Here is a 10,047-nt window from a genome sequence, read left to right on the forward strand (position 1 = left end):
TTTAAATTTTAATTTTACTTTTAAATTTTAAAGCATAAAATTTAATTTTGTCAAGAAGTAAATTTATATTTTCTCCTGTTTTTGCTGAGATGAAAACACATGGAGTATATTTATTCTTCAGATATACTTTTTCTTCCTCCTCAAAAAATAAATCATACTTGTTGAATACATAAATAGTATCCTTTTTTAAAACATTCATATCTTCAAGGATTTTATTTACAGAGTTTATATGTTCTTCCTTCCTTTGATTTGAAATATCAACAACATGTAAAAGTAAATCTGCATCTTCTATTACTTTGAGTGTTGACTTAAAAGAATGAATAATACTTAAAGGTATATTTTCTATAAAACCGACTGTATCACTTATAATAACAGGAACATTCTCAATGTAAAATTTTCTTGTAAGTGCATCTAAAGTAACAAAGAGTGCATCTCTTGTTTCTGCTTTTTCTTTAGCAATTAAGTTCAGGATTGAGGTTTTACCTGCATTGGTATATCCAACTAAACATATTTTAAAAAAATTTTTTCTTTTTTTACTTTGAACATTTCTCTGTTTTTCAATATCTTTTAATTTTTCCTTTAAATATTTTATTCTAAGCATTATATTTCTTCTTTTCACTTCAAGGATTTTTTCACCCGGTCCCCTTGTTCCTATACCTCCACCGAGTCTTGAAAGCCATTGTCCCATTCCCCTTAATTTGCTTAATCTGTATGTAAGTTGAGCCAGTTCAACCTGAATTTTTGATTCACTTGTTTTTGCATGTTTTGCAAAAATATCCATTATTAACTCTGTTCTATCGATGACTTTAATTTTTAGGAAATTTTCAAGATTTCTTGTCTGTCTTGGTAAGAGGTCACAACCAAAAATCACACTTAGAGCGCCATTTTTTTCAATTTTTTCTTTAATTTCCATTAATTTCCCTTTGCCAATATAAAATTCTGGATCAATTTTATCTCTAAATTGTATAACTTCTGAAGTAATTATTGCTCCTGCAGATTTTACAAGACTTTCAAGCTCTTGTAATTTATAACTTGATATTTCTTTTTCCTTGGGACTGAATACTGCAACTAAAACTGTTTTTTCTTCTTTCAAGATTTAAAGGAAACAATATGGGAAAATTCTCCTGATTTTATTTTATTCTTAATTAAATCTGGAAAAACTATATTGATTGCTTCATTTATAGTTTTAATATAACAAAAATCAATACCTTCTTTTAATTCTCTTCTCGCTTTTTTAACATCAGATTTTGAATCCTCAGGAAGAAGAATTCTTTTTATTCCACCTCTTTTAGCAGCATTTATTTTTTCTTCAAGTCCGCCTATTCTTAAAACCTCACCAGTTAGAGTGATTTCACCTGTAAAGGCTGTATCAGAGGGTAATTCTTTTTTAATAAGTGCAGATAATATAGCAAGAACAATTGCAAGACCGGCTGAAGGTCCATCCTTTGGTATTGCTCCTTCAGGTATGTGTAAATGAATATCATACTTTTTGTGAAAATCTTTTGGTAAATTGTAAATTTTACTCATTGACCTTAAATAACTGATAGAAGCATAGACTGATTCCTTTAAAACATCCCCCAGTTGCCCTGTTAATGTTAATTCTCCCTTTCCTTCCATAAGTAAAACTTCAATTCTCATTATATCTCCACCATACTCTGTCCATGCAAGTCCATAAGCTACACCCGGTTTTAATTTTCTTTCACTTTCGATTGTTGTATATATTGCAGGTCCAAGAATTTTGGATAGGTCTTTTTTATCAACAGAAGTAGCTTCACCTTTCTCTACAAAATTTTTAGCAGCATATCTTATTACCCTGGAAAGTTTTCTTTCTAATTCCCTCACACCGGCTTCTCTTGTGTATTTTCTGATTATTTCAAGTATAGCACTATCTTCTATAGAAAAATATTTTGGATTTAAATTTACTTCTTCAAGAATTCTTTTAATAAGATGTTTTTTGGCAATCATCAATTTTTCAAATTCAGAGTAACCAGGTAAATTTATGATTTCCATTCTATCCCTTAAAGCAAGTGGAATCTTATATAAAGAGTTAGCTGTTGTTATAAAGAGTACCTCTGATAAATCAAACTCAACTTCAAGATAATGATCAACAAAATGTTTGTTTACATCTGGATCAAGAACTTCCATAAGTGCGGCATAAGGATCACCTCTATAGTCCATTCCCACTTTATCAATTTCATCTAAAAGAAAGACTGGATTCTTTGAGCCTGCTTTTTTTATGCCCTGAATTATTCTTCCAGGAAGAGCTCCTACATAGGTTCTTCTATGCCCCCTTATCTCAGCTTCATCCCTTATTCCACCAAGGGACATCCTTACAAATTTTCTTCCAAGAGCTTTAGATATTGATTTTGCAAGAGATGTTTTACCTGAACCTGGGGGTCCAACAAAACAAAGAATCTGTCCTGTAATTTTTCCCTTTAATTTTAAAATTGATAGGTATTCTAAAATTCTATTTTTTGGTTCAAAAAGACCATAGTGGTCTTCATCAAGAATTTTCTTTGCTTTTTTCAAATCAAGAGTATCTTTTGTTCTTTTGTTCCATGGCATTGAAATTAGCCAATCAAGATAGGTTCTTATAACAGCTGCTTCAGGTGAAATAGAAGGTGTTATTTCAAGTTTTCTGAGCTCTTTAAGGGCATGCTCTTTTACATCCTCTGGCATACCTGATTTTTCAATCTTTTCTTTTAATATTTGAATTTCATCTCCTTCTCTATATCCGAGTTCCTTTTGAATTTGCTTCATTTGCTCATGAAGAAATACTTGTTTCTGACTCTTCTGTAATTCTTCTCTTGTTTTTTCTTCTATTTCAATTTTTAATTTTCTAAATTCAATTTCCTCAATAATTTTTTTATTTAATTCTTCAAGATATTTAAGTAAATTATCAATTTCAAGAAGCTCCTGTTTAACTTCTGCTTTAACAGGGAGATGTGTTGATACAAAATCTGCAATTTCTACTGGTTTTCTTTTTGAAAACAAATGAGCGAGAAGGTCCTCTGGAAATCCTGGTAAAAAGCCTGTGAGGGTTCTGAAATTTTCTGTTATTATTCTTGCAAGCTGGTAGGCTCTTTCATTTTCAATTAAATTCCTCTCATAAATTTCAAACTCTGCTTCATAAAATTTCCCATTAAAAATAATGTTTAAAATTTTTACCCTTTCAATACCTTCTACAACAATTCTGTAATTTCCTTCCGGTGATTTAAATTCAGTTAAAACTCTTCCTAAGGTTCCAACAGGATATAAATCCTTTATTTCAGGATCATTAACAGAGGGGTCTTTCTGTGCTAAAAAAATGAGTTCTTTTTCCTTTGTTTTTAAAGCTTCTTCAAGTGCATTTTTAGAAAACTCTCTTCCTAATATAAGTGGATATATAGAGTTAGGAAAAAGCACAACTTCACGCAGAGGAATTAAAGGTAATTTTCTCATAAATATAATTACTACATTAATTTGATTTTTTCAAGATTATTTTCTTACAATAAACTGATGTTAAAAATTTTTTTTATTTTCTCCCTTTTGCCCCCTTCAGAGATAAAGGCATATGATGTTCCAAATGATGCTGGTGGAAGAATTTTAGTTGAATGGAATCTCTCTCCTGATGATTCCTTGATAGATTTTTATATTCTTTTTAGACAATTTCAAAAAGAAGGAACTTGGGCTTTGCCAGAAACTGTCTCTATATTAAAAAAAGGTGAAAATTCTTTTATTGATCAAGGTTTAAAGAATGGTATTAGTTACAGATATTTTATAAGAGCTGTTAAGGGTGGAGAATTTATAGATAGCGATTATTCCAATATAGCGATTCCATCTGCCCAGTGGTTTCATAAAAAAAGATTAAGTGCTTTGATACTTTTGATTATTATTGTGAGTTTACTTTTATTTTACATTGAAAAAGCTAAAAAAGGTGAACATCTTTATATAAGAAAAATAGCTGGTTTAGATGCCATTGATGAAGCAGTGGGAAGATCAACAGAACTTGGTAAACCTTTGCTTTTTTCTCTTGGCCTTGGGACAATTGCTGAAATACCAACTATAGCAGGACTTTCTATATTAAAAAGAGTTGCAAAAAAGGCAGCGGAATATGAAACTGATTTAATTGTTCCCTGTTTTGATCCTGTTGTTTTTGTGGCTGCTCAGGAGACAGTTAAGGAGGGATATTTAGAGGCAGGAAGACCTGACCTTTATAAGGAAGGAAATGTATTTTTCCTTTCTTATGAACAATTTGGTTATGCAGCTGGTGTTGATGGAATAATGCTTAGAGAAAAACCTGGTGCAGTATTTCTGCAAGGGTATTTCTATGCTGAATCTTTAATTTTGGCAGAAACGGGTAACTCAATCGGTGCTATTCAGATTTCAGGAACAACTGCAGTTACACAGCTTCCATTTTTTGTTGCAGCCACTGATTATACTTTGATTGGTGAAGAAATGTATGCAGCGAGTGCATATCTTGAAAAGGAACCCTTATCCCTTGCTACCATAAAGGGAGAAGATTGGGTTAAAATTCTCTTAATTATTGTTATTTTAGCTGGTGTTACTCTTGAAACTCTGTCTTTTTTTGTTAAAAACCCCTTTTTACATTTTTTAAAAGAATTTTTTACAATTTTATAGAATGAAAAAAGAAATACCTTTAATAATTACCTTTATATCAGGACTTTTACTTGTAGTAGCTCTTTTTATACCCCATGAACCCTTTGGTAGTCTTCAGGAAAGATTTAATGATTGGTATATTATTGTTTCAGGTTTTACCCTAATTCTCGGTGTTGATTCTTTGCTTTTATACCACTACCGAAAAATAAAGAGAAAGGAAAAGGATGCTCCTTATTCTGCAATTCTTATTTTTAGTTTTGTTACAGTCCTTATATGGGGTATATATTCAGGTATAAAGCACGGAAATCCTTTTGCTCCTACCTCTACTTTTTTGAGATACTTCTATACATACATTTTTGTTCCACTCGGTGCTACAATGTTTGCTTTACTTTCTTTTTTTATAGCATCAGCAGCTTATAGAGCCTTTAGAGCGAGAACGTTTAATGCAACACTTTTACTTATTTCAGCAGGTCTTGTTATGCTTGGAAGGGTTCCAAAGGGAGAAGAGACAATTCCTTATTTTATTGGAATAACCTTAATTTTAATAGCCTTGATATTTGCTCTTGAAGGAATTCAGAGGGTAAACCCTTACGAAAAAGCTTTATTTTTTGTTCTTTCAATTTTATCCTTAGGAGTAATTTTCCCTTCATCTATATTACTTAAAAAGTATCTACCTTTTATAGCCGATTGGGTTATGAACATTCCCCAGCTTGGTGCTAAAAGGGGTATTTTTATTGGAATATCACTTGGAGCAATAGCAATGTCTATAAGGATTATTCTTGGAATTGAAAGGACTTATCTAAAATGAAAAATTTTTTTGAAAAATTAGCCAGGATTGATAGAAGAATTATATACTTGATTGTCTTTATAAGCGTTACAATTCCCTTATTAACACGGAAAGGATTTAAATTTGAGCCTCTTCAGGAAGTTAAAAATGCTTACGATTTTATTGAAAAATTACCTGAAGGTTCTGCTGTTATGATATCAATAGATTATGATGCAGCAAGTATGCCAGAACTCCAGCCTCTTCTTGAAGTAGTTTTAACTCATCTTTTTAGAAATAATTTAAAAATAATAATGCTTGGACACTGGCCTCTTGGGCTTCCTCTTGGTCAGATTGCTTTGGAGAAAATTGCTAAGGAAATGAATAAAAAATATGGAGAAGATTATGTTTTTCTTGGTTATAGACCAGGAGTTGCGGCAGTTATTCTAAATATGGGAAAAGAGATAAGAGGGGTTTTTAATTCTGATTACAGGGGGAAACCTCTTGATTCAATACCATTAATGAAAAATATTCATAACTACAATGATATAGCTTTACTTATAGGTTTTGAGGCAGGAGCAACAGGCGATTACTGGGTTCAGTTCGGACAGGCAAGATTTGGTTTAAAAATAATAATAACTTCAACAGCAGTTGTGACTCCTGATATGTATCCTTATTATCAAGCAGGTCAGATTATTGGTTTAATAGGAGGTTTAAGAGGAGCTGCTGATTATGAGATTCTTGTTAATAAGAAGGGATTTGCTTATGCTGGTATGACAGCGCAGACAGTAATTCATATTATTATTATTGCACTTATACTTTTAGGAAACATAGGTTACTTTGCCTTAAGGAGGTTAAGATGATTGATTTAATTTTTATGTGGATAGCTGCCGGTTTAACTCTTGCTATTTTTTCCTTTTTGTATAAAGATAATCCCTTTTATAAATTAGCCGAACATATTTATGTGGGCTCAGCAGCAGCTTTCTGGTTTTTATATTTATGGTTTTTTGATGTAGAACCTAAAATACTTACACCTTTTAAACCACTTTTTAAAGAGTATGGATTTTTTAAAATGTTTTTACATTTTGGTCCAGAGCAATGGATTCTTTTTATACCAATTACACTTTCAATATTTATGCTTTTAAGATTTATTCCACCTTCAGCATGGCTTTCAAGATGGTCAATAGCTTTTCTTGTTGGTATGGCTGCTGGTCTTGGAATTACAGGTTCCTTACAGGGTTATGTTATTCCACAAATCCAAGGCACATTACTTCCACTATACACGGGAGATCTTTTGGGTAGCTTTAATAACATAATAATAATTATTGCAACTGTTACAACCCTTATTTATTTCTTTTTCTCAAAAGAACATAAAGGTCCACTTGGTATTTTAGCTAAAATAGGGATTACCTTTATAATGATTGCTTTTGGAGCTTCATTTGGATACACAGTAATGGCTCGTGTTTCACTTCTTATAGGAAGAATACACTTTCTCTTATTTGAGTGGCTATCCTTTTTATTTCGTTAATTTTTTTTCAGATTTCACAAAGGGAATATCTTAACCTCCGAGAATCCTATTTAAAGAATAAAAATTTTTTGAAACTTGAAGAAATTTCTTATAAAATGTTTAAAGAGAATAAGAGAAATTTACTTTATCTATCAGATCTTCTTTTATCTCTTTCCTCTCAAAAAAAATCAAAAGAATTTAATAAATTTTCTGATACTCTTTTTAAATATTTTAAAGATCCATCAATTGTATACTCTGTTATAAAAACCCTTGAAAGATATGGTGAACCGAAGGATCTTAAATTTTTAATTGAAAAATCAAGAAAAATTTTTAACACCCAAATGCTATATGAAAGAGAATATCTTTCTGTGCTTTTAAAATTAAAAGATTATGAAAATTTCTGGAAAGAATTTTTAAATATTAAAAATAAATCAGGATTTATGGATATTTTTCTTGATTATTTAGGGGTTTTAGATGAAAAATTTGTGGAGAGAATATTTAAAGAAACAAAGGAGTATGGAATAAAAGAAATTTTTCCTATTTTTTTACAGGAATTTTCAAGGAGAAAAAAGTTTGACTATGTGATTGAGATTTACGATTTGATAGGAGAAAAAGAGAAAAGGGATTCTTTAATAGTTTTTTTATATAAAAAAGATCCTATAAATTTTAAAAATTTTTTAGAAAAAAATTTAAATAATTGTGATAAATTAAATTTTTATTTAAAAATAGGTGATTATAGAAAGGCTTATAATTTAAAGGAAAAATGTAATGATGAAAAATTAAAGATTTTATCAGATTTATATTATTTTATTTTTTCAGAAAAGAAATCAAAGGCTGAATCAATTTTAGTAAATAATCTTTCAAAAATAAAAGAGGAAAAACTTGAGATAGGTAAAATTTATTATTATATTGGTAATTATAAAATTTCTGATTCAATTTTAAAAAATTTTAATTATTTTGATATTTTACTTATAAGGTCTAAAATCAGTATCTATTTAGATAGAAAAGAAAAGGCCGATTCCTTGCTTTCAAAAGCTATTCTCAGGTATCCTGATGATGATGAGATTTATAAAGCTTTATTCATATATTACCTTTTGAAATTTGAAAAAAAGGAAGATATCAAACTGATTATAAAGATAAATGAAAAAATAGAAAACAATTTTGATTTTGAAATAAAGGAAGATATAGGTGAAAAATGGAAAAATTATTTTAATTTAAAAAATAAGGTTAAAAATGCAGAATTTTTTGAAATAAAAGATACTCTTCTTGATGAAAATTTAATTGCAAGTTTATATTTTGAGGGTTATAAAATTTCACTTCAAAAAGGGAAAAAAGAAGAAGCCAAAAAATTTCTAAAATATATTATAGATAATTTTAAAGATTCCTTATTTTTTACAGTCGCACAGAGAAAGATCAGAGATATTTAGGAGGTTCGTAATTTGGAGCTTCTTTTGTTATTATAATATCATGAGGATGACTTTCCTTTAATCCAAAGGGACTTATTATTACAAACTTTGATTTTCTTCTTAATTCTTTAATATTTTTGGCTCCAATATAGCCCATCCCAGCTCTAACTCCACCTGCAAGCTGAAAAAGAACATCTCGGACAGAGCCCCTATATGGAACCATTCCTTCAACTCCTTCGGGAACAAACTTTATAGCCTTATCCTGGAAATATCTATCCTTTGAACCTTTTTTCATAGCAGAGATTGAACCCATTGCTCTATATGTTTTATATCTTTTTCCTTCATGTATTATAATTTCACCCGGGCTTTCCTCAGTTCCTGCAAGAAGGTTTCCCATCATTACACAATCTGCACCAGCTGCAAGGGCTTTTACAATATCTCCTGAGTAACGAATACCTCCATCAGCTATTATAGGTATTTTATATTTTTTAGAAACTTTGAAACACTCCATTATAGCAGTAAGTTGTGGAACTCCAATTCCAGCAACTACTCTTGTTGTACATATTGATCCAGGTCCAATACCTACTTTAATTCCGTCCACATCTATTTTGGCAAGATCCTCTGTTGCTTCGGGAGTTGCTACATTTCCAACAACAAGTTCTACTTCTGGGTGTTTCTTTTTTATTAGGTTTGCTACATCAAGAACTCTTTTGGAATGGGCATGGGCGGTATCAATAACAATCACATCAACTTCAGCTTCTAATAATTTATAAAACCTTTCTTCCCAATCATCCCCTGTGCCAATTGCAGCTCCAACTCTTAATCTTCCTTTATCATCAATATTTGCATTGGGATGCTCAATTTTTTTCGATAAGTCTTTAAGAGTAATTAATCCCTTAAGTTTCCCATTATTATCAACGACAGGCAATTTTTCAATTTTATTTTCTATAAGAATTTTATGTGCTTCTTCAACTGTGATACCCTCTCTGCCAGTTATTACATTCTTTTTCATAATTTTTTCAATAGCAAGTTGTGAATTTTCTATATACCTTAAATCTCTTTTTGTTACTATCCCAACGAGAGTTTTGTCTTTTTTAACTATGGGAATACCGGATATATTATATTTTTCCATTACTTCTTTTGCCTTTTCAACTTTTTCTTCTGGTGAAAGAGTTATTGGTTCCTTTATAAACCAGCTTTCAAATCTTTTGACTCTTATTACTTCTTCTTTCTGCTCATCAGGACTAATATTTCTGTGAATTATTCCTATTCCACCCTCTTGTGCCATTGCAATTGCCATTTGAGATTCAGTAACTGTGTCCATAGCAGCAGATACAAAGGGAAGATTAAGCCCCACGTTTCTTGAAAATTTTGTTTTTAGATCAACCTCATGAGGCAAAACATTACTTTTACCTGGTAATATTAAAACATCATCAAAGGTTAAAGCTTTTTCAAAATTTCTCATTTTTATTTATAATATAAGATTGAGATGAAAGTCAAAAGGCTTTTGATATTTTTTCCGGTTTTAATCTTTATCTGTATTTTAATCTATATTTCTTATAACTTTGCAATATGGAAAACTAAAAAAGATATAGAAAAGAGATTGGAGGAATTTTTAATTGAAAATGTTGAAATAGAGGAATCATTTATAAATCTTTCCGGTTTTTATTTTAAAAATTTAAAAACAAGGTGGTTTCAAATTGAAAGATTTAATCTGGATTTTAATCTTTTTGCTCTTGTTTTTTTTAAAAATGCAGGATCACTTGATGTTG

The 10,047-nt window shown here is 30.3% G+C and carries 9 protein-coding genes; 6 read left to right on the top strand and 3 right to left on the bottom strand.

The genetic code is table 11. The features are described 5' to 3' along the window. Position 1: 1 nt before the first annotated feature. Both hflX and lon read right to left on the bottom strand, forming a co-directional pair. On the bottom strand, positions 2-1,093 hold the full coding sequence (gene hflX / locus ABIN73_08290; protein MEO0269720.1) for a GTPase HflX: 1,092 nt from the start codon (positions 1,091-1,093) through the stop codon (positions 2-4). Continuing rightward, positions 1,090-3,441, bottom strand: a complete 2,352-nt coding sequence (gene lon, locus ABIN73_08295; GenBank protein ID MEO0269721.1) for an endopeptidase La — start codon at positions 3,439-3,441, stop codon at positions 1,090-1,092. Before lon ends, hflX begins: the two co-directional genes overlap by 4 nt. A gap of 57 nt (positions 3,442-3,498) precedes the next feature. On the opposite strand from lon, the gene ABIN73_08300 reads away from it, so the two are divergent. The 5 genes from ABIN73_08300 (at position 3,499) to ABIN73_08320 (ending at position 8,296) form a co-directional block, all read left to right on the top strand. Further along, complete coding sequence (locus tag ABIN73_08300; GenBank protein ID MEO0269722.1) at positions 3,499-4,620, top strand: fibronectin type III domain-containing protein; 1,122 nt, start codon at positions 3,499-3,501, stop codon at positions 4,618-4,620. A gap of 1 nt (position 4,621) precedes the next feature. Further along, positions 4,622-5,407 (top strand): hypothetical protein, encoded by a 786-nt coding sequence (locus ABIN73_08305; GenBank protein ID MEO0269723.1) that lies wholly within the window; start codon positions 4,622-4,624, stop codon positions 5,405-5,407. Then, complete coding sequence (locus ABIN73_08310) at positions 5,404-6,225, top strand: hypothetical protein (GenBank protein ID MEO0269724.1); 822 nt, start codon at positions 5,404-5,406, stop codon at positions 6,223-6,225. The genes ABIN73_08305 and ABIN73_08310 overlap by 4 nt, the downstream gene beginning before the upstream one ends. Continuing rightward, positions 6,222-6,890 carry a hypothetical protein gene (locus tag ABIN73_08315; GenBank protein MEO0269725.1) on the top strand — a complete coding sequence of 223 codons (669 nt, stop codon included), beginning with the start codon at positions 6,222-6,224 and terminating at the stop codon, positions 6,888-6,890. Before ABIN73_08310 ends, ABIN73_08315 begins: the two co-directional genes overlap by 4 nt. 68 nt (positions 6,891-6,958) lie before the next feature. Continuing rightward, a complete protein-coding gene (locus ABIN73_08320) occupies positions 6,959-8,296 on the top strand; it encodes a hypothetical protein (GenBank protein MEO0269726.1) in 1,338 nt (445 codons plus the stop codon). Here the strand turns inward: ABIN73_08320 and guaB are convergent. After that, the gene (gene guaB, locus ABIN73_08325) at positions 8,283-9,740 is read right to left on the bottom strand and encodes an IMP dehydrogenase (protein MEO0269727.1); all 1,458 of its coding nucleotides are present in this window, start codon (positions 9,738-9,740) and stop codon (positions 8,283-8,285) included. The two genes, ABIN73_08320 and guaB, sit on opposite strands and share 14 nt — an antisense overlap. Positions 9,741-9,764: 24 nt before the next feature. Here guaB and ABIN73_08330 point away from each other — a divergent pair. Beyond that, positions 9,765-10,047, top strand: a 283-nt coding sequence (locus ABIN73_08330) for a hypothetical protein (protein MEO0269728.1), incomplete at its 3' end; no start/stop codon positions are given.

Source organism: candidate division WOR-3 bacterium (assembly GCA_039804025.1).
In the GTDB taxonomy this organism is placed as follows: Bacteria; Hydrothermota; Hydrothermia; order Hydrothermales; family JAJRUZ01; genus JBCNVI01.